The sequence below is a fragment of the Methylobacterium sp. ME121 genome (genome assembly GCF_000974725.1).
Classification (GTDB): domain Bacteria; phylum Pseudomonadota; class Alphaproteobacteria; order Rhizobiales; family Beijerinckiaceae; genus Methylobacterium; species Methylobacterium radiotolerans.
Map to the genome: position 1 here is coordinate 110,698 of NZ_BBUX01000003.1, position 20,188 is coordinate 130,885.

General features: G+C 71.0%; 18 protein-coding genes and 1 other annotated feature (1 of these 19 cut by a window edge). Of the genes, 11 read left to right on the top strand and 7 right to left on the bottom strand.

Features of this window, described 5'->3' with window-relative positions; all coding sequences use genetic code 11:
• The first annotated feature begins 22 nt into the window (after positions 1 to 22).
• From trpD to ME121_RS04275, 4 genes are read left to right on the top strand one after another with little or no spacing between them, the layout of a single operon-like run.
• Positions 23 to 1,060: an anthranilate phosphoribosyltransferase gene (gene trpD, locus ME121_RS04260; RefSeq protein ID WP_059408407.1), complete on the top strand. Its 1,038-nt coding sequence runs from the start codon at positions 23 to 25 to the stop codon at positions 1,058 to 1,060.
• A complete protein-coding gene (gene trpC / locus ME121_RS04265) occupies positions 1,057 to 1,944 on the top strand; it encodes an indole-3-glycerol phosphate synthase TrpC (protein WP_059408408.1) in 888 nt (295 codons plus the stop codon). The genes trpD and trpC overlap by 4 nt, the downstream gene beginning before the upstream one ends.
• Before the next feature lie 3 nt (positions 1,945 to 1,947).
• Positions 1,948 to 2,439, top strand: a complete 492-nt coding sequence (gene moaC / locus ME121_RS04270; RefSeq protein WP_024829527.1) for a cyclic pyranopterin monophosphate synthase MoaC — start codon at positions 1,948 to 1,950, stop codon at positions 2,437 to 2,439.
• A complete protein-coding gene (locus ME121_RS04275; protein WP_059408409.1) occupies positions 2,436 to 3,665 on the top strand; it encodes a molybdopterin molybdotransferase MoeA in 1,230 nt (409 codons plus the stop codon). Before moaC ends, ME121_RS04275 begins: the two co-directional genes overlap by 4 nt.
• Before the next feature lie 3 nt (positions 3,666 to 3,668).
• Here the strand turns inward: ME121_RS04275 and ME121_RS04280 are convergent, their stop codons facing one another.
• On the bottom strand, positions 3,669 to 5,453 hold the full coding sequence (locus tag ME121_RS04280; RefSeq protein ID WP_059408410.1) for a hypothetical protein: 1,785 nt from the start codon (positions 5,451 to 5,453) through the stop codon (positions 3,669 to 3,671).
• A gap of 205 nt (positions 5,454 to 5,658) precedes the next feature.
• Between ME121_RS04280 and ME121_RS04285 the strand changes: the two genes are divergently transcribed.
• The 3 genes from ME121_RS04285 to ME121_RS04295 all read left to right on the top strand — a co-directional run bounded on the left by ME121_RS04285 (position 5,659) and on the right by ME121_RS04295 (position 9,026).
• On the top strand, positions 5,659 to 7,161 hold the full coding sequence (locus ME121_RS04285; RefSeq protein ID WP_024829530.1) for an NAD(P)/FAD-dependent oxidoreductase: 1,503 nt from the start codon (positions 5,659 to 5,661) through the stop codon (positions 7,159 to 7,161).
• 113 nt (positions 7,162 to 7,274) lie between these two features.
• On the top strand, positions 7,275 to 8,558 hold the full coding sequence (locus tag ME121_RS04290) for a PQQ-dependent sugar dehydrogenase (RefSeq protein ID WP_012320041.1): 1,284 nt from the start codon (positions 7,275 to 7,277) through the stop codon (positions 8,556 to 8,558).
• Between the two features lie 150 nt (positions 8,559 to 8,708).
• Positions 8,709 to 9,026, top strand: coding sequence for a c-type cytochrome (locus ME121_RS04295; protein WP_029357791.1), 318 nt, complete (start codon positions 8,709 to 8,711; stop codon positions 9,024 to 9,026).
• Positions 9,027 to 9,130: 104 nt separating this feature from the next.
• Here the strand turns inward: ME121_RS04295 and lepA are convergent, their stop codons facing one another.
• The 3 genes from lepA to ME121_RS04310 all read right to left on the bottom strand — a co-directional run bounded on the left by lepA (position 9,131) and on the right by ME121_RS04310 (position 12,290).
• A complete protein-coding gene (lepA, locus tag ME121_RS04300; protein WP_012320039.1) occupies positions 9,131 to 10,933 on the bottom strand; it encodes a translation elongation factor 4 in 1,803 nt (600 codons plus the stop codon).
• 309 nt (positions 10,934 to 11,242) lie between these two features.
• Positions 11,243 to 11,443, bottom strand: coding sequence for a hypothetical protein (locus tag ME121_RS04305; RefSeq protein ID WP_010682254.1), 201 nt, complete (start codon positions 11,441 to 11,443; stop codon positions 11,243 to 11,245).
• A gap of 61 nt (positions 11,444 to 11,504) precedes the next feature.
• The gene (locus ME121_RS04310) at positions 11,505 to 12,290 is read right to left on the bottom strand and encodes a HugZ family pyridoxamine 5'-phosphate oxidase (RefSeq protein WP_059408411.1); all 786 of its coding nucleotides are present in this window, start codon (positions 12,288 to 12,290) and stop codon (positions 11,505 to 11,507) included.
• 316 nt (positions 12,291 to 12,606) lie between these two features.
• Here ME121_RS04310 and ME121_RS04315 point away from each other — a divergent pair, with 316 nt between their 5' ends.
• From ME121_RS04315 to ME121_RS04330, 4 genes are all read left to right on the top strand, one after another.
• A complete protein-coding gene (locus tag ME121_RS04315; RefSeq protein ID WP_012320037.1) occupies positions 12,607 to 13,317 on the top strand; it encodes a response regulator transcription factor in 711 nt (236 codons plus the stop codon).
• Between the two features lie 68 nt (positions 13,318 to 13,385).
• A complete protein-coding gene (locus tag ME121_RS04320) occupies positions 13,386 to 15,140 on the top strand; it encodes a stimulus-sensing domain-containing protein (RefSeq protein ID WP_085985354.1) in 1,755 nt (584 codons plus the stop codon).
• A complete protein-coding gene (locus tag ME121_RS04325) occupies positions 15,140 to 15,580 on the top strand; it encodes an HPr kinase/phosphorylase (RefSeq protein WP_024829533.1) in 441 nt (146 codons plus the stop codon). Before ME121_RS04320 ends, ME121_RS04325 begins: the two co-directional genes overlap by 1 nt.
• 174 nt (positions 15,581 to 15,754) lie before the next feature.
• The gene (locus ME121_RS04330) at positions 15,755 to 16,156 is read left to right on the top strand and encodes a PTS sugar transporter subunit IIA (protein ID WP_010682249.1); all 402 of its coding nucleotides are present in this window, start codon (positions 15,755 to 15,757) and stop codon (positions 16,154 to 16,156) included.
• A 10-nt stretch (positions 16,157 to 16,166) separates the two neighbouring features.
• Here the strand turns inward: ME121_RS04330 and ME121_RS04335 are convergent, their stop codons facing one another.
• The 3 genes from ME121_RS04335 to ME121_RS04345 form a co-directional block, all read right to left on the bottom strand.
• Positions 16,167 to 17,054 (bottom strand): EamA family transporter, encoded by an 888-nt coding sequence (locus tag ME121_RS04335; protein ID WP_043074021.1) that lies wholly within the window; start codon positions 17,052 to 17,054, stop codon positions 16,167 to 16,169.
• Between the two features lie 159 nt (positions 17,055 to 17,213).
• The gene (gene hslU / locus ME121_RS04340; protein WP_012320033.1) at positions 17,214 to 18,527 is read right to left on the bottom strand and encodes an ATP-dependent protease ATPase subunit HslU; all 1,314 of its coding nucleotides are present in this window, start codon (positions 18,525 to 18,527) and stop codon (positions 17,214 to 17,216) included.
• 100 nt (positions 18,528 to 18,627) lie between these two features.
• The gene (locus ME121_RS04345; RefSeq protein ID WP_059408412.1) at positions 18,628 to 20,124 is read right to left on the bottom strand and encodes a SulP family inorganic anion transporter; all 1,497 of its coding nucleotides are present in this window, start codon (positions 20,122 to 20,124) and stop codon (positions 18,628 to 18,630) included.
• Between the two features lie 60 nt (positions 20,125 to 20,184).
• Positions 20,185 to 20,188 (bottom strand) — a sequence feature (sul1 is cis-regulatory element that is thought to sense ions involved in sulfur or methionine metabolism; They are found in Alphaproteobacteria); it runs 52 nt beyond the window's last position.

The following is a 20,188-nucleotide window of genomic DNA, read 5'->3' on the forward strand; positions in this document are numbered from 1 at the left end:
GGGCGGCCCTCCGTAAGAACTCATGGACAGCTTCAGACCCCATCTCGCGAAGGTCGCCGGGGGCCTCGCCCTCGATCGCGCCGAGGCCCGCGCCGCCTTCGACGACCTGCTGTCGGGCGAGGTCACGCCGGTCCAGGCCGGCGCCTTCCTGACCGCCCTCAAGGTGCGCGGCGAGAGCGTCGAGGAGATCGTCGGCGCGGCCGAGGCCATGCGGGCGCGCATGACGCGCGTCGCGGCGCCGGAGAACGCCGTCGACGTCGTCGGCACCGGCGGCGACCATTCCGGCAGCGTGAACGTCTCGACCCTGGCGGCGATCGTCGTGGCCGCCTGCGGCGTGCCGGTGGCGAAGCACGGGAACCGCGCGGCGACCTCGCGCTCCGGCGCCGCCGACGTGCTCGCGGCTCTGGGCGTCCGGCTCGGGCTCGACCCCGCCGCGCAGGCCCGCTGCCTCGACGAGGCCGGCCTCTGCTTCCTGTTCGCGCAGGCTCACCACCCGGCGATGCGCCACGTCGCGGCGGTCCGGTCCGAGCTGCCCGTGCGGACGATCTTCAACCTGCTCGGCCCGCTGAGCAACCCGGCCGGCGTGGGCTACCAGCTCTTCGGCGTCGCCCAGGCGGCCCTCGCGGAGCCGCTGACGCGGGTCCTGGCCGAACTCGGCAGCCGCCGGGTCTGGACCGTCCACGGATCCGATGGGCTCGACGAGATCACCGTCACCGGCCCGACGCAGGTCGTCGCCCTCGACGAAGGCCGGTTGTCCCACTTCACCATCGACCCGCGCGAATTCGGGCTGGCGCTGCGCGCGCCCGAGGAGCTGCGCGGCGGCGACCCGGCCGACAACGCGCGGTCCCTGGAGGCCGTCCTGGCGGGTGCGCGGAACGCCTATCGGGACATCGCGGTCCTCAACGCCGGGGCGGCGCTCGTGGTCGCGGGGGCCGCGCAGGCCCTGGCGGACGGCGTCGCGCAGGCGCAGGATGCCGTCGATTCCGGGGCCGCCCGGGCGACGCTCGCCCGCCTCGTCCGGGCCTCGAACGACCACTCCAACGGGCAGGAGGGCCGATGAGCTCGCTGACGCACGAGGCGACCCCGGAGACCGGCGCCGGGACCCCGACCGAGCGGCCGAACGTCCTCGCCCGCATCGAGGCCTACAAGCGCCGCGAGATCGCCGAGGCGAAGCTGCGCGTGCCGCTCGCCAAGCTGGAGCGGAAGGTCGCTCAGGCGGAGCCGGTGCGCGGATTCGCGGCGGCGATCCGGGCCCATCTGGCCGCGGATCGCCCGGCGCTCATCGCCGAGGTGAAGAAGGCCTCGCCGTCGAAGGGCCTGATCCGCGCCGATTTCGATCCGGCGACCCTCGCCGCCGCCTACGAGGCCGGCGGCGCCACCTGCCTGTCGGTGCTGACCGACGAGCCCTCGTTCCAGGGGCGTCCCGAGTACCTGACGGCGGCGCGCGCGGCCTGCGGGCTGCCGGTGCTGCGCAAGGACTTCCTGTTCGAGCCCTATCAGGTCTACGAGGCCCGGGCCTGGGGCGCCGACTGCATCCTCGTCATCATGGCCTGCCTCGACGACGACGAGGCCGAGGCCCTGGTCGAGACGGCGCACCTCCTCGGGATGGACGTCCTGGTCGAGGTGCACGACGAGGCCGAACTCGCGCGGGCGATCACCCTCGGCACGGCGCTGATCGGCATCAACAACCGGAACCTCAAGACCTTCGAGGTCTCGTTCGAGACCGCGATCCGGCTGGCGCCGGGGATCCCGGCGGACCGGATCGCCGTGGCCGAGAGCGGGATCGGCGGCCACGCCGACGTGGCGCGCCTGCGGGACAACGGCCTCGGCGTGGTCTTGGTCGGCGAGAGCCTGATGCGGCAGCCGGACGTCGCGGCAGCGGCCCGCGCCCTGCTGTTCGGCGACGCGGGGGCCACGGGCGGCAAGCCGCGGAAGAAGGCGTAAGGCATGCGGCCGGGCTCGACGCTGACCCATCTCGACACCAGCGGCGCGGCCAACATGGTCGACGTCACCGACAAGCCCGCCACGGACCGGACCGCCCGGGCGGAAGGCCAGATCGTGATGAGGCCCGAGACGCTGGCGCTGATCCGCGAGGGTGACGCCAAGAAGGGCGACGTGATCGGCACGGCCCGGCTCGCCGGCATCATGGCGGCCAAGCGCACCCACGAGCTGATCCCGCTCTGTCACCCGCTCCTGCTGTCGAAGGTGCGGGTCGAGTGCGAGCCCGACGACGCGCTCCCGGGCCTGCGCATCGCCGCCGAGGTCCGGGTCCAGGGACCGACCGGGGTCGAGATGGAGGCGCTCACCGCCGTCTCGGTGGCCTGCCTGACGGTCTACGACATGGTGAAGGCGGTCGATCGCGGCATGCGGATCGAGGGGATCCGGCTGACCGCAAAGGACGGCGGCCGCTCGGGCGCCTACCGGGCACCGGCGGAATGAGCGGCCTGATCCCGGTCGCGGAGGCGCTGGCCCGGGTGCTCGCGAGCGTCGCCGCGCCGGTCGAGGCCGAGACCGTCCCGCTGGCTCGGGCCGGCGGCCGGACGCTCGCGGCCGACGTCGTCGCCTCGCGGACCCAGCCGCCGTTTCCGGCCTCGGCCATGGACGGTTACGCCGTGCGCAGCGCCGACGCCGCGGCGGTCGGGGCGACCCTGCGGCTCATCGGCACCAGCGCGGCCGGCCACGGCTTCCCGGGACGCATCGGCGCGGGTGAGGCGGTCCGGATCTTCACCGGCGCGCCGGTTCCGGAGGGCGCGGACGCGATCCTCATCCAGGAGGACGCCGCCGCCGAGGCGGGCGCGGTGCGGGTCCTGGAGCCCGTGGAGCCGGCACGGTTCATTCGCCGGGCCGGCCTCGACTTCACCGCGGGCCAGACCCTGATCCCGGCCGGCACGAGCCTCGACGCGCGGCGCCTCGCGCTCGCCGCGGCGGCCGGTCATCCGCGGCTCCCGGTCCGTCGCCGGCCGCGCGTCGCGATCCTCGCCACCGGCGACGAGCTGGTGGAGCCGGGCGCGACGCCGGGCTGGGACCAGATCGTCGCCTCGAACAGCCTCGCGCTCGGCGCACTCGCCGCGGAGGCGGGCGCCGACATCGTCGATCTCGGCATCGCCGGGGACGACCACGACGCCCTGGCGGACGCGTTCCGTCGCGCCCGCGCGGCGCGGGCCGACCTGCTGGTCACCCTCGGAGGAGCCTCCGTGGGCGACCACGATCTGGTACAGGCCGCGCTCGCCAAGGAGGGGTTGGAGCTCGGCTTCTGGCGGGTCGCCCTCCGGCCGGGCAAGCCGCTGATGCACGGCCGTCTCGGCGACATGCTGGTGATCGGGCTGCCGGGCAATCCGGTCTCGTCCATCGTGTGCGGGCTGCTGTTCGTGGTGCCGGCGATCCGCGCGCTCCAGGGCGATCCGCGGGCGGGCGCCGACCGGAGCGAGCCGGCCACGCTCGGCCGCGACATGCCGGAGAATGACGGGCGGGCCGACTACATGCGGGCGAGCCTCGCCCTCGAGCCCGGCCGGCTGCCGGTCGCGACCGCCGAGCAGCGCCAGGATTCGTCGATGCTCGCCGTCCTCGGCCGGTCCGAGGCCCTGCTGCTCCGCGCCCCGCACGCGCCGGCCGCGCGCGCCGGCGATCCCTGCCGGATCATCCGCCTCGATCGCCGCCTGCTCTGATCGTCAGGGCACCACGCGCCAGGCCTTGAGCGGGCCGGGCACGTCCAGCGGCAAGAGGCGCGCGCTCCGGGCCGCGCCCTCGGCGAGTCGCGTGGCGTAAGCCGTCTCCGCCTGCAGATTCTCGGCCGGCCGTGCCGGGCAGGCCACGAGGTAGCGAACGTGGAACGCCGTGAGCACCCGGTCGAGGTCGGCCTCTGTGCCGCCCAATCCCACGATGGCCGCCGTGAGGCCGGGAATGGCGCGGTGATAGGGCGCGGCGACGATGCTGTGCGGGGTCCGGAGAAGGATCGACGGCCCCATGAAGATCGGTGCGAGCACGGTGCCTTCCGGCAGGCGCGCCAGGGGGCGGACGGCGGCGTCGTCGAGGCAGGCGGTGGTCTCGGCCGCGTCGGGCGCGGTGCGCAGGCCGGGCGCCAGGATCTCCGCCAGGAGCGCGGGGATCATCCAGAGGCTGCTGATCATCGCGGCCCCGAGGAGCGCGGCGGGCCAGCGCCGTTCCCCGGCCGGCAGGGCTTTCCGCGCCAGCGCTCGATCGAGGATTACCCCCGCCACCAGCGGCACGAAGCCGGAGACGATGTACAATCCGCGGAACTGCGCGATGCCGAGGATCAGTCCCGGCCACAGGAACAGCGCGACCACCGACCAGGCCCGGCGGTCGGGCCCGCGCCACGCCATCCCGGTGGCCGTGAGCGCCGCGAGGAACACCACGGGGTAGAAGACCAGCGCTTCCCACTGGCCGCGGGCCACGAACTTTGCCAACGGCGCCATCTCGTTGACCGTGAGCAGCCAGTGGATCCTCACCAGGGCCGGCATGTCGGGGAACGGGCCGTCGAGGCAGGACGGGAAGGCGGCGGCGAACCCGGCCAGCAGGATGGTCCCCGCCATTCCCGCCAGGGTGAGGCGTGCCGATACGGTCGCGAGGCGCTCGCCCGCGGCGGCGGCTGCGGCGACGAGGCCGAGGCCGCCCAGGGTGAGCCAGAGCCAGGGCGGCGAGAGCGCGTCGCAATGGGTGCCCCCCCACTGCGAGGGGGCCGTCTGGAGGGCGAACAGCACGGGCGCGGCCAGGCCGAGGCCCAGGCCGAAGCCCGCCAGCGACGGCAGGGCCGAGCGTCCGCGCAGGCACCACTCACCCGTGAGAAAGAGGGCCGCCAGCGCGACGAAGGGCAGGCCCTCGAGGCCGATCGCCAGCGAGCCCGCCGCCAGGATCCCGCCGATCAGGCCGGGTCGCAAACCCCCGCGGATCATGCAGAAGGCGAGACCGAGGATCGAGAGGATCTGCAGGTTGTGATGATCGACCCGCCCCGCCTGGAACTGGATCGTCACACCGAAAGTCTGCGTGGCCGCGATCACGGCCAGGAGTGCGGCCTCGCTGCCGAAGCTGTGCCGGACTCCGCGATACAGCAGCCAGCCGTAGAGCCCGAAGAGCAGCATCGGCCAGAGTGCGGCCGTCAGGCCCTCGGCGAGCGCGGGGCCCGTCAGGGGCGTGAGCACCAGGATCAGGCCGGCGATGGGCGCGTCGACGAGGCGCGACCAGTGGCCCGGCACGCCGCCCGGAGGCAGGAAGCGGTACTGGACGTTGTCGTACCAGCCCTGGCCGGCCAGCAGGTCGCGGACTTCAACGAGGCGCATGGCGTCGTCGGTATCCGGGACGCGCAGGTGGTGGATCGTCTCCCACACCGCGTGGGGGGCGTTCATCGTCGCGATGCAGAGGCCGGCGAGGACCCACAGCAGCGTGCGGGCCTCGATCCGCCCGCGCGGTCGGGAGAGAGGGAGCGCCGGAGCCGGCATGGTTGGATCACCCGGACGTGCGGTCGATGCCCGCGCCGGCATGCTCGCGCAATTCGGCTTAACGCGCGGTCAAAGGGAGGCGGACGGGCGGTCCGGCCGCCGGTCTGCCCCGCCGGCGCCAGCGATTCCTTAACCACGACCGGGCATGCTGGCGACCGGTCGGCGTCCTGCGCGTCGCGCGCCGCACCAATCGCCGGAGCATGGGATGAGCCACCACACCGAGACGCTGGTGATCGGCGCGGGGCCCGCGGGTCTGACCGCCGCCTACCTGCTGTCGAAGAAGGGCCGCTCCGTCACCGTCCTGGAGCGCGATCCGGCGCAGGTCGGCGGGATCTCGCGCACCGTCTCGCACAACGGCTACCTGTTCGATATCGGCGGCCACCGGTTCTTCTCGAAGTCCCAGGCCGTGGTCGATCTCTGGGACGAGATCCTCCCCGACGACTTCATCGAGCGCCCGCGCCTGTCGCGGATCTACTATCGCGGCCGGTACTACGCCTACCCGCTCAAGGCCTTCGAGGCGCTGCGCAACCTGGGCGTCCTCACCAGCGCGGCCTGCGTCGCCTCCTACCTCTACGCCCGCCTGCGGCCGGTCGCGGAGCCCAAGACCTTCCACGCCTGGGTCCGCAACCAGTTCGGCGAGCGCCTGTTCTCGATCTTCTTCAAGACCTACACCGAGAAGGTGTGGGGCATGTCGTGCGACGCGATCTCGGCCGACTGGGCGGCCCAGCGCATCAAGGGGCTCGACCTCGGTGCGGCGATCCGCGACGGCATCAAGCGGTCGCTGGGCCTGCGCAAGGCGCCGAAGGCCGGCGGTCCGGTCATCAAGACGCTCATCGAGTCGTTCCGCTATCCGCGCCGCGGCCCCGGCATGATGTGGGAGGCGGCGGCCGCCAAGATCCGCGCCCAGGGCGGTCAGCTGAAGCTCGACCGCAGCGTCGACTCCCTCAGCTACGATGCCGGCACCGGCATCTGGACGGTGGCGGCCCGCCGCTCGGACGGCAGCCGCGAGACCTTCACCGCCCGCAACGTCGTCTCGTCCGCGCCGGTCCGCGAGCTGGTCGACGCGATCCGCCCGCGGCCGCTCAGCACCTTCAACGCCCGGGCGCTGAAGTACCGCGACTTCCTGACGGTGGCGCTCATCGCCAAGTCCGACAAGAACTTCCCGGACAACTGGATCTACATCCACGACCCGTCGGTGAAGGTCGGTCGCGTGCAGAACTTCCGCTCCTGGTCGCCCGAGATGGTGCCGGACGCGGACCACACCTGCCTGGGTCTGGAGTATTTCTGCTTCGAGGGCGACGGCTTGTGGAACGCCGACGATTCCGAGCTGGTGGAGCTCGCCAAGCGCGAGATCGGGCAGATCGGCCTGATCGACCCGGCCGACGTCGTCGATGCCTGCGTGGTCCGCCAGCCGAAGGCCTACCCGGTCTACGACGAGGAGTATGCCGGCCACGTCGTCACCGTGCGGCGGGAGCTGGAGCGGGATTTCCCGAGCCTGCACCTCGTGGGCCGCAACGGCATGCACAAGTACAACAACCAGGACCACGCGATGATGACCGCGATGCTGACCGTGGAGAACATCCTCTGCGGCCGGCGCCGGCACGATGTCTGGCGGGTGAACGAGGACGCCGAGTACACCGAGTCCGGCGTGTCGGGGGCCGACCTCGCCCTGGGCAGCGAGCGCCTCGTGCCGCGCAAGGTGGCCTGAGGCGCGACAGCGCCCCGGCCGCGTCACCGGCGCGGCTTGCCGGTCCATCGCGCGCCTCTATCGTTCCCTCCCGGTAATGCCCTGGTCCAAGGGCTGCCGGGAGGATTCTTTCGATGCGATCTCTGCTTCTCGCCGCGCTCTTCGCGGGCGTGGCCCTGCCGGCGGCGGTGCTCCCCGTCCTGGCGCAGGGCGCCGCCCCTGCCGAGACCAAGGCGAAGACCGACGACCTCGAGAAGCTCGAGGGCTTCCACAGCACCGACACCCAGGCCGCCGCGGAGATCCCGCAGACCGGCCGCCGCGCCGACGCGATCCGCAAGACCCTGTCGAAGATCAAGCTGCCGGAGGGCTTCAAGATCGATCTCTACGCCGTGGTACCGGACGCCCGCGCCATCGCGGTCGGCCCCAATGCCGGGGTGCTGTTCGTCGGGACGCGCAAGAGCAAGATCTACACGGTCACCGACCGCGACAAGGACCGGGTCGCCGACGAGGTCCGCCCCTTCGCGCCGGGCATCACGTTCAAGATCCCGAACGGCGTCTGCTTCTCGAAGGACGGCGTGCTCACCGTGGTCGAGCAGAACCGCGTCCTGGCCTTCCCGGCCGCCGAGTTCTTCTACGAGAACCCGGACGTCGCCGCCGGCGTGCTGGTCAAGCAGGGCCAGCTGATCCCGGCCTCCGAGGAGAGCTTCAACCACACCGCCCGGGTCTGCCGGGTCGGGCCGGATGGCAAGACCTACATCGCGCTCGGCCAGCCCTACAACGTGCCGCCCGCCGAGAAGATGGACCTCTACAAGAAGACCGGTATCGGCGGCATCATCCGCATCGACGCCGACGGCAAGAACCGCGAGGTCTACGCGACCGGCATCCGCAACTCGGTCGGGATGGACTTCAACACCGACAAGTCGCTGTGGTTCACCGACAACCAGGTCGACGGCATGGGTGACGACAAGCCGCCGGGCGAGCTGAACCGCGCCACCAAGGCGGGCGAGAATTTCGGCTTCCCGTGGTTCGGCGGCGGCTCGGTCCGCACGGTCGAGTACAAGGATCAGACCCCGCCGACCGACGCCGTCGCTCCGCAGGCCGAGCTGCCGCCGCACGCGGCCGATCTCGGCATGACCTTCTACAACGGCAAGCAGTTCCCGGCGTCGTACAAGGGCGGGATCTTCATCGCCGAGCACGGCTCGTGGAACCGCACCGAGCCGGTGGGCGCCCGGGTGATGTTCGCCAAGCTCGGCGCCGACGGGAAGGTCGAGTCGGTCAAGCCGTTCGCGGAAGGGTGGCTCACCGGCGACGGCGAGTATCTCGGCCGCCCGGTGGACGTGGCCGTGATGCTCGACGGCTCGCTGCTCGTCTCGGACGATTCCGCCGGGGCGATCTACCGGATCTCCTACGAGAAGTAGTCTCTTGTGACCTGGCGCCTCTCCGCTCGTGAGGCGCCAGGTCGCGGAAAGCCGCAACGCGCCCTGTCTCACGTTCGGGAGAGGGCGCGCGCGTCCCGTTCCGACGCGAGCGGGCAAGTCTTCACTGATCTCAGAGTTCGAGCTCGCCCGATGATCCGTCCGCTTCTCGTCCTGACCGCCACCCTCGTTCCGCTCTCGGCGCAGGCCGGCGACGCGACCGCGGGCAAGAAGCGCGCGACCGCCTGCCAGACCTGTCATGGGATGGACGGGCTCTCGAAGCTGCCGGAGGCGCCGAACCTCGCCGGGCAGGTCGAGCCCTACCTCGTGAAGGCGCTCACCGAGTACCGCGACGGCAAGCGGCAGAACGAGATCATGAACGTGGTCGCGAAGGAGCTGTCGGACGCCGATATCGCCAATCTGGCGGCGTACTATTCCGGCATCCAGATCGACGTGCTGCCGCCGGGCTAGGCGGCACCCCCGTCACTGCGAGCGGAGCGAAGCGATCCGGTTGCGCCACGCAGACCGACGTCGCGCTAGCCTGGATCGCTTCGCTCCGCTGGCGACGCCGCGGATCAATCGTCCATCTTCAGGGCGGCGATGAACGCCTCCTGGGGGATCTCGACGCGCCCGAACTGGCGCATCTTCTTCTTGCCTTCCTTCTGCTTGTCGAGAAGCTTGCGCTTGCGCGAGATGTCGCCGCCGTAGCACTTGGCGGTGACGTCCTTCGACAGGGCCTTGATCGTCTCGCGGGCGATGATCTTGCCGCCGATCGCCGCCTGGACGGGAATCTGGAACAGGTGGCGCGGGATCAGGTCCTTCAGCTTCTCGCACATGGCCCGGCCGCGCGACTCGGCGCGGGTGCGGTGGACCAGCATCGAGAGGGCGTCCACCGGCTCGGCATTCACCAGGATCGACATCTTCACGAGGTCGCCCTCGCGGTAGTCCGACACGTGGTAGTCGAAGGAGGCGTAGCCCTTCGAGATCGACTTGAGCCGGTCGTAGAAGTCGAACACCACCTCGTTCAGCGGCAGGTCGTAGACGACCATGGCGCGCTTGCCGACGTAATTGAGGTCGATCTGGACGCCGCGCCGGTCTTGGCAGAGCTTGAGCACGCCGCCGAGATACTCGTCCGGCGTCAGGATCGTGGCGCGGATCCAGGGCTCCTCGACCGTCTCGATCTTCATGACGTCCGGCATGTCGGCCGGATTGTGCAACTCCTTGATCTCGCCGTCGCGCATCTTGAGCCGGTAGACCACCGACGGCGCCGTGGAGATCAGGTCGAGGTTGAATTCGCGCTCCAGCCGCTCCTGGATGATCTCCAAGTGCAGGAGCCCGAGGAAGCCGCAGCGGAAGCCGAAGCCGAGCGCGGCCGAACTCTCCATCTCGTACGAGAACGAAGCGTCGTTGAGCCGGAGCTTGCCCATGGCCGAGCGCAGGTTCTCGAACTCTGCCGCGTCCACGGGGAACAGGCCGCAGAACACCACTGCCTGAACTTCCTTGAAGCCCGGCAGCATCTCGGTGGTTTGGCGCTTGTCCTCGGTGATCGTGTCGCCGACGCGGGTGTCGGCCACCTCCTTGATCGAGCCGGTGAAGAAGCCGACCTCGCCCGGGCCCAGCGCATCGATGTCGGCCATCTTCGGCCGGAACACGCCGATCCGGTCGACGCCGTAGACCGCGTCGGCGCCCATCATGCGGATGGTCATGCCCTTCTTGAGGGTGCCGTCGATGATCCGCACCAGCACCACGACGCCGAGATAGGCGTCGTACCAGCTGTCCACGAGGAGCGCCTTCAGGGGCGCGTCGCGGTTGCCCTTCGGCGGCGGCAGGCGCGTGACGATCGCCTCCAGCACCGCCTCGATGTTGAGGCCGGTCTTGGCCGAGATCGGCACGGCGTCGGAAGCGTCGAGGCCGATCACCTCCTCGATCTGCTCCTTCACCCGGTCTGGCTCGGCGGCCGGCAGATCGACCTTGTTGAGGACCGGGACGATCTCGTGGTTGGCGTCGAGCGCCTGGTAGACGTTGGCGAGCGTCTGCGCCTCGACACCCTGGGAGGCGTCGACCACCAGCAGCGAGCCCTCGCAGGCGGCGAGCGAGCGCGAGACCTCGTAGGCGAAGTCCACGTGGCCGGGCGTGTCCATCAGGTTCAGGACGTAGTCCTTGCCGTCCTGCGCCTTGTACTCCAGGCGCACGGTCTGCGCCTTGATGGTGATGCCGCGCTCCTTCTCGATGTCCATCGAGTCGAGCATCTGCTCGGACATGTCCCGCAAGGCCACGGTCCCGGTGGCCTGGATCAGCCGGTCGGCCAAGGTCGATTTGCCGTGGTCGATATGCGCGACGATCGAGAAGTTGCGGATGGTGTCGATCGGGGCTGTCATCGGCATTCCGTTGGGGCGCGCGCCGGCGCGCACCGTCTGACGTCGGGACGTGTTCGGATAAAGCGGCTCCCGCGCGAGATAGCAGCGCGGCGGGGAGGCGCCAAGCGCGGCCTGAGCGCCCGGGCGGACGCGCAGCCCGACGCGAAGCACCGGCGGCGGCATTCGGCACCGCGGGCAGGACCCGGGGCAGAGTCGGTGACAGGCCTGCGCCGCCGGCGGGTCCTCCCGGCGGCGACACAAAAGCAACGGGGGCCGGAACGGGCCGGCCCCCGGGTCACGATCGTGTCTGGCGCCGAGGAGCGATCTGGCTCAGCGACCGCGGTCGCGGATCAGTCGCTCGATCTCGGCCTCGCCGTGGGAGCGCGCCTTGGCCTCGGTCGGATGCTTCCGGTCCGAACGCTGGTGCAGCTTGCCGTGCTTGCGGATGCTCCACTGGAACAGGGAGCCGCTCTCGCCGACCGGCTCCACGTCGAGGCTGAAGGGGTAGGTATCTGTCTGGGTATCGCTCATGGGGCCGATATGGGGCGGTCAGCGACCTTTCGCCATGCCTGATCGGCAAGTCCTTGCGCGTTTACGCGTCCGCACCGGTCGCGCGCGCCCGCGCGGCCATGGCAACGAGGCTTTTGCGCAGCGCACCCATGTCGGTGACGCGCTCCGGATAGGGGACCCGCACGGTGCGGTCGGCGGCCATCAGGTCCATGCCCTCGGGGTCCAGGCCGGTGAGCCGCCAGGGCAGATCGGCCGCGCCGCCGGCGCCGACGGCGTAGAGCGCCAGCGCGTCCGCGTGATCGGCGTTCATGTGCTCGACGGCGCCGCGCTCGCCCGCCACGATGGCCTGCGCGTCCGAGAGGTCGAGGAGGAGCTGGTCGCGGGTCAGGGTCGCGGCCTTGGCGAAGCCGCCGTTGAGGTGGCCGGCCTCGGGCGCCAGGGCGAAGAAGCCGAAATCCGGGAAGTCGGCGTAGAGCTTGGCCTTGGGGTGGCGAGCCAGGAACCGCTCCCGCGCCCGCGCCTCGACGGTCTGGACGGCGCGGCCCACCACGGTCAGCCGGGGATGGGCGAGGGGATCGCCCTTGCCACCCTGCGAGAACAGCAGCGAGCAGCGCGGGTCGGCCAGCAGGTTGCGGGTGTGGGCCGACAGCCGCGACAGCAGCATCAGCGGCGTGCCGTCCGCGTCGGTGGCGATCGTGACGAGGGAGGCGAAGGGCGTCCCGTCCGGCTCGAGGGTCGCGAGCGCCCCGGACCGGACGCTGCGCAGGAGCGTGCGCGACAGGCCGATCGCGTCGAACGGGGCCGCCTCGGCCGGCAGCGGACGGGCCGGTCCGCCCGCACCCGGACCCGTGTCGATCGTCTCGCCCATGCGCGATTCCTCCCCCCACCCGAGCGGCCGCCCGGTTTCGCCGCCACGTTAGCGGCGCAACGGGGGCGGCGCGAGGCGCCGCGACCGCGTCAGATGGGCCGGAGGAGGAGCGATGGGCGCCGGTGTTACGGCCAAGCTATGACCGCCGCTCGCTTTTTCCGATCGGCCGTACTAAAGCACCTGTCCCTTTGCGCGTGCCGGGTTGCGCCCAAACTGCCCGGTTCGCGTTTTTGTCTGCCCCCTCGGGGCCGGGACGTGGCGCGGCCTGTGCGAAGAGCCGGGACCGCGCCTGAGCCCGTTCAGTCAGGGACCGCGCATGCCGACCATCGCCCTCGTCGACGACGACCGGAACATCCTCACCTCTGTGTCGATCGCGCTTGAGACCGAAGGCTACCGCATTCAGACCTACACGGACGGCGCCTCCGCGCTGGACGGTCTGCGCCATTCCCCGCCCGATCTCGCGATCTTCGACATCAAGATGCCGCGCATGGACGGGATGGAGCTTCTCCGACGCCTGCGGCAGAAATCGGACCTTCCCGTGATCTTTCTGACGTCGAAGGACGAGGAGATCGACGAGCTGTTCGGCCTCAAGATGGGCGCGGACGACTTCATCCATAAGCCGTTCTCGCAGCGCCTGCTGGTGGAGCGGGTGAAGGCGGTGCTCCGGCGCTTCGCCAAGGAGGCCCCCGGCGGCACGCCCCGCGGCGAGGCCGAGGTCGCGGCCCGGTCGCTCGAGCGCGGCGCGCTGATGATGGATCCCGAGCGCCACACCTGCACGTGGAAGGGCGAGCCGGTCACCCTGACGGTCACGGAGTTCCTGATTCTCCAGGCCCTGGCGCAGCGCCCCGGCGTCGTGAAGAGCCGCAACGCCCTCATGGATGCCGCCTACGACGATCAGGTCTACGTCGATGACCGGACGATCGACAGCCACATCAAGCGGTTGCGGAAGAAGTTCAAGGTCACAGACCAGAGCTTCGACATGATCGAGACGCTCTACGGCGTCGGCTACCGATTCAAGGAGGCGTGATCTCCAGGATCCGCCCCGTGACCGTCCGTACTCAGACCCAGACCGAGGATGCCGCGCCCCGCACCTCCCTGGCCCAGACCCTGTCCCGACCGCTCGGCTGGCCCCGCGCCGTGTGGGAGGCGATCGGCCAGCGCGCCTCGTCGAGCCTGACGCGCCGCATCGTCGTCCTCAATCTCGTCGGGTTGATCGCGCTCCTCGTCGGATTCCTGTACCTCAACCAGTTCCGCCAGGGCCTGATCCAGGCCCGGATCCAGAGTCTCGCCATCCAGGGCGAGATCATCGCTGGGGCGATCGCCGCCTCGGCGTCCGTGGACACCGACACGATCCGCATCGACCCCGACAAGCTGCTGCAGCAGCAGGCCGGCGAGGCGGCGGAGGAGGAATCGCAGCCGCTCGCCTTCTCGCTCAACCCCGAGAAGGTTGCGCCGCTCCTGTCGCGGCTCGTGACGCCGACGGGCAACCGCGCCCGTGTCTACGACCAGGAGGGCGGCCTCCTGTTCGACACCCGCACCCTGTTCAAGCGCGGCGATGCCAGCCGGCCCGACCCGTTGGAGCCGAAGCCCCACAAGCCCGGGATGCTCGAATCCGCCTTCGAGGCGATCCAGTCCAAGCTCGGCGGCCTGTTCCGCAGCCGGACCGAGACCGCCGAGGAGACCGGGCCGGTGAACGGCCACTCGCTGCGCGAGGTCCAGGCGGCGCTCGGTGGCAATCGCGGCAGCCTCGTCCGCCGGAACAAGCTCGGCGAGACCACCGTCTCGGTGGCGGTGCCGATTCACCGGGCCGGCTCGGTCCGCGGCGCCCTGCTGATCTCGACCCAGGGCGACGCGATCGACCGTGTCATCGCCTCGGAGCGGTTCGGCCTGCTCCAGGTGTTCCTCGTCGCGTCGGCGGTGATGGTGGTGCTGTCGTTCCTGCTGGCGGGCGCGATCGCGGGACCGGTGCGCCGCCTCGCGGAGGCCGCCGAGAAGGTCCGCATGGGCATCAAGACCCGCGAGGAGATCCCGGACTTCACCGAGCGCACCGACGAGATCGGCCACCTGTCCGGCGCCCTCCGGGACATGACACAGGCCCTCTACCGGCGGATCGACGCCATCGAGAGCTTCGCGGCGGATGTCAGCCACGAGCTGAAGAACCCGCTGACCTCGCTCCGCAGCGCGGTGGAGACGCTGCCGCTCGCCCGGAACGACGAGTCCCGCGGCCGGCTGATGGCGATCATCCAGCACGACGTGAAGCGCCTCGACCGCCTGATCAGCGACATCGCCGACGCCTCGCGCCTCGACGCGGAGCTGGCGCGCGCCGAAGCGCGCCGGGTCGATCTCCGGCGGCTGCTCACCACGGTCGTGTCGGTCGCCAACGAGCGGCGGCGCCCCAAGGATTGCCTGATCCAGCTCGACGTCGAGGCGACGGGCTCCGAGCAGGACGCGCCGTTCACGATCATCGGCCACGACAGCCGGCTCGGGCAGGTGGTCAACAACCTGCTCGACAATGCCAGGTCATTCTCACCGACCGACGCGAAGGTCCGGGTCGTGCTGCGCCGGGTGCGCGGCGAGGTCGAGATGATCTGCGAGGACGAGGGTCCGGGCATCCCGGAGCACGCGCTGGAGCGGATCTTCGAGCGCTTCTACACCGACCGGCCGGAGCAGGGCTTCGGCCAGAACTCGGGCCTCGGCCTGTCGATCTCCCGGCAGATCGTCCAGGCCCACCGCGGCACGATCCGCGCCGAGAACCGGCCGGGCGCTCCCGACGAGGACGGCGAGCCGACGGTGCGCGGCGCCCGGTTCGTCGTGCGCCTGCCGGCGGCGCCGCGGCAGCTCCACGCCTGATGGTCACCCTGCACGGCGCCTGCATCGCGCTGCGCGGGGCCGGCATCCTGATTCGCGGTCCATCGGGCGCGGGCAAGTCCAGTCTCGCGCTCCTGCTCGCCGCCGCGCCGGACGGGGCCTTCGTGGCCGACGATCGGGTCGTCTGCGCGATTCGCGACGGGCGGGTCACGGCCGCTGCCCATCCCGCGCTCAACGGACGCGTGGAGGTCCGCGGCCAGGGGATCCTGTCGGCGGTCGATCTGGGGCTCGACGTACGGCCGGAGGCGGTGCTGCACCTCGCCGTCGATCTGGTGGAGACGGCGTCGCGCCTGCCGGATCCGCCGGCCGACGCCGACATCCTGGGGGCCGCTGTGCCGCGCCTCGTCCTCGACCGAGGCGTCCGCGCGGCCGGCCTCGCGCCGCTCCTCGTCCGTGCGGCGCTGCGAAAACCGCGGCCGTGACTTCGCAGCCGCACAGGCGGCTCGATTCGCCCAAGACTGGTATCCCCCATGGCGCACACGCGGCGACCGTGGCATGATCGTGGGAATGTCCGGGCAAAAAAGTCGCGTTCGCCTTGTGGGGGGCTGTGCGATGCACAACATGGCGGCACACACAGGACGTTGGAACACGTGTCGATGATTGGCATGGTGCTCGTCACCCACGGACTCCTGGCGACCGAGTTCAAGGCCGCGCTGGAGCACGTGGTCGGCCCGCAGGATCAGATCGAGACGATCACGATCGGGCCGGAGGACGATATGGAACTGCGACGCCGGGACATCATGTCCGCGGTCTGTCGTGTGAATACCGGGGACGGTGTGGTGGTGCTGACCGACATGTTCGGCGGCACCCCGTCGAACCTCGCGCTCTCCTGCATGAACGGCGGTTCGGTGGAGGTCGTGGCGGGGATCAACCTGCCGATGCTGATCAAGCTGGCCAGCGTCCGCGACGAGGAGAAGCTCGGCGACGCCGTGCTCCACGCCCAGGAAGCGGGCCGCAAATACATCAACGTCGCCTCGCGGGTCCTGGCGGGGAAGTAAGTCTCCGCGATCAGGCTTCCACAACGGCCGTCGGCGGAGCGGAGCGCCGGGCGCTCACGGTGATACCCACCGACGCCGCGATCACCAGCGCGATCGCGAGCCACTGGACCGCGCTGATTCGCTCTCCCAGCAGCACGAGTCCCGCGCAGGCCGCCACGGCCGGCTCCAGGCTCATCAGCACGCCGAAGCTCTTCCGGTCGAGCCGGCGCAGGGCGACCATCTCCAGCGAGTAGGGCAGGGCGCTCGACATCAGCGCCACCGCGAAGCCCGCGGCCAGGAGACCGGGCGCCAGCAGGGCCGGACCGGCCTCCGCCACGCCGAACGGCGCCACGACGAGGGCCGCCGTGAGCATGCCGAGGGATACGGCCTGCCCACCGTCGATGCGCCCGGCGCGCTGCCCGAACAGGATGTAGAGCGCCCAGCACAGGGCGGCGCCGAGATCGAGCGCGATGCCGATCGGGTCGAGGCCGTCCGGGTTGGCGATCGGCAGCAGCAGCGCGAGCCCGGCGATCGCCACGCCGATCCACAGGAAATCCGAGCGCCGCCGCGACGCGATCAGCGCGACCGCCAGCGGCCCGACGAACTCGATGGCCACGGCCGGCCCGAGGGGCAGCCGCGCTAGGGCGAGGTAGAACAGGAGGTTCATCAGCCCGAGGGCGGTCCCGTAGAGGGCGATCCAGCCGGCCTCGCGCGCCGGGAGGCTGCGCCGCCACGGCCGCCAGACCGCGATCAGGATCAGGGCGGAGAAGCCGACCCGCAGGGCGGAGGTCCCGGCCGCGCCGACCGCCGGGAACAGGCTCTTGGCAAAGGTCGCGCCGCACTGGAGCGAGACCATGCCGGTGACCAGCGCCGCCACGGAGAGCACCGTATCCCCGAGGCCGAACCTGATCCGTGACACGCGACGACCATCCTCAGGACCGGGCCAGGGCGCTCGCTTAGCAGATGCCGCGGCCGCCGCGGCCTACGCCGGGCCTCATGGCTCACGCCAGCCCCGCGCGGGGCTCGCCACGCCGGGCTCGCACCGGCCGCCGATGCGCGACGGTGCAGCGATCTGCCCTCACAGGATGAAGCGGCTCAGATCCGCGTTCGACGCCAGATCCTGCACCCGCTCGCGCACGTAGGCCGCGTCGATCGGCACCGTCTCGCCCGACCGGTCGGTGGCGGTGAAGGAGATCTCGTCGATCACCCGCTCCAGAACCGTCTGGAGCCGACGCGCGCCGATATTCTCCACCGAGGAATTCACCTCCACGGCGACCCGCGCGAGGGCGTCGACCGCGTCGTCCGTGAAGGTCAGGGTGACGCCCTCGGTCTCCATCAGCGCGACGGTCTGCTTGAGCAGGCTCGCCTCGGTGGCGGTCAGGATCTGCTTGAAGTCGTCCACCGTGAGAGGCTGCAGTTCCACCCGGATCGGGAGGCGGCCCTGCAGCTCGGGCAGGAGGTCTGCCGGCTTCGAGACGTGGAAGGCGCCCGAGGCGATGAACAGCACGTGGTCCGTCTTCACCGGCCCGTGCTTCGTGGCCACGGTGGTGCCCTCGATCAGCGGCAGCAGGTCACGCTGCACGCCCTCGCGCGAGACGTCGCCGGACGAGCGGCCCTCGCGGGCGCAGATCTTGTCGATCTCGTCGAGGAAGACGATGCCGTTATTCTCGACCTCGCGGATCGCCTCGCGGACCAGCGCCTCGTCGTCGACGAGCTTGTCGGATTCCTCGGCCATCAGCGGCGCGTAGGCGTCCCGCACCAGGATCCGCCGCGGCTTCCCGCGCTGGCCGCCGAGCGCTTTGCCGAGCATGTCGCCGATGTTGATCGCGCCCATGGAGGCGCCCGGAACGCCGGGGATCTCGAACATCGGCATGCCGGCGGGGGCGCTGGAGGTCAGCTCCAGTTCGACTTCCTTGTCGTCGAGCTCGCTGTTGCGGAGCTTGCGCCGGAAGCTGTCGCGGGTGGCCTGGCTCGCCGTCGGGCCGACCAGCGCGTCGAGGATCCGGTTCTCGGCGGCGGCCTCGGCCTTGGCCTTCACGCCCTCGCGCTTGGCCTGCCGGGTCAGGCCGATCGCCACCTCGACGAGGTCGCGGACGATCTGCTCGACGTCGCGGCCGACATAGCCGACCTCGGTGAACTTGGTGGCCTCGACCTTGAGGAACGGCGCGTTGGCGAGCCGGGCGAGGCGGCGGGCGATCTCGGTCTTGCCGCACCCGGTCGGCCCGATCATCAGGATGTTCTTGGGCGCGACTTCCTCGCGGAGCGGACCTGTGAGCTGCTGGCGCCGCCAGCGGTTGCGCAGCGCGATCGCCACGGCGCGCTTGGCGTCGTGTTGCCCGACGATGAACCGATCGAGTTCGGACACGATCTCGCGGGGAGAGAACGTCGTCACCGCTTTGCCATCCCTGTTCCCGGCCCGAAATCGGCCCCGCGCCGGGAATGGGGTCGCGCGCGGTCCCGCGCAAGGGGCCGCGCGTCGGCCGGTCGCCGCCTCAGTGCGCTGCCGGGACCGCCGCGGCGTCGCCCTTGTCGTGCTGGCCGAACCGCTCGACCAGGGTCGCGCTGGCCTCGTTCAGGCCGACGACCGCGACGTCGCGGCCACGGGCGCGAGCCTTGAGGACGACCCGGTCGAGGGCCCCGATGGCGGAGATGTCCCAGAAATGCGCCGCGTGGACGTCGATGACGAGGCGCTCGACCGGCTCCAGCACGTCGATCGCCTCCGAGAACGTGCCCGCCGAGGCGAAGAACACCTGCCCGGTGATGGTGTAGGTCCGGGTGCGGCCGTCGGCCGAGAGGGCCGACGTGATCCGGTTGAGCCGGGCGACCTTGCCGGCGAAGAACACGCCGGAGAGCAGCACGCCGACAAGCACGCCGACGGCGAGATCCTTCGTGGCGACCACGACCAGGACGGTCACCAGCATCACCGCCGAGGAGGGCAGCGGGTTGGTGCGCAGCCGCAGGAGGGAGCGCCACGAGAAGGTGTTGATCGAGACCATGATCATCACGGCCGTCAGAGCCGCCACCGGCACGACGGCGAGCAGGTCCTGCAGCGCCACGAGGAGCACCAGCAGGAACGCCCCCGCGACCAGCGTCGAGAGACGGCCGCGGGCGCCCGAGGAAACGTTGATCACCGACTGGCCGATCATCGCGCAGCCGCCCATGCCGCCGAACACCGCCGACGCCATGTTGGCGATGCCCTGACCCACGCACTCGCGGTTCTTGTCGCTGCCGGTGTCGGTCATGTCGTCGACGATCTGCGCGGTGAGCAGGCTCTCCAGCAGGCCGACGGCCGCGAGCGTGGCCGCGAAGGGCAGCAGGATTCGCAGGGTCTCCAGGCTGAGGGGCACATCCGGCAGGGCGAAGCTCGGCAGCGCGGAGGGCAGGGCGCCGAGATGGGCGACCGTGCGCACGTCGAGGTGGAACATCGCGGTGATCGCCGTCAGCACCGCGATCGCGACGAGCGGCGCGGGGATCGCGCGGGTGATCCGCGGGAACCCGTAGATGATCGCCAGACCCAGGGCGATCAGCCCGTAGGTCGCGGGCGTCACGCCGGTGAGCTCGGGCATCTGCGCCAGGAAGATGAGGATGGCGAGCGCGTTGACGAACCCGGTCATCACCGATTGCGAGACGAAGCGCATCAGCCGGCCCAGCCGGAGGAAGCCGGCCAGCATCTGGATCAGGCCCATCAAGATCGTCGCGGCGAAGAGGTACTGGACACCGTGCTCGCGCACGAGGTCGACCATCACCACCGCGGTGGCGGCGGTGGCGGCCGAGATCATCGCCGGCCGCCCGCCCGCGAAGGCGATGGTGCAGGCGATGACCACGGAGGCGTAGAGGCCGACCTTCGGGTCAACTCCGGCGATGACCGAGAAGCCGATGGCCTCGGGGATCAGCGCCAGGGCGACGACGATCCCCGACAGGGCGTCGCCGCGCAGGTTGGAGGTCCACGACCGGACATATCCGGCGTTTCGGGTCACGGGTGTCGACATCGATGAATCCGCACGAGCGGCGCCCCCGCGTCGCTGGCGGGTCGAGGCGCGTCTCGAATGCGTG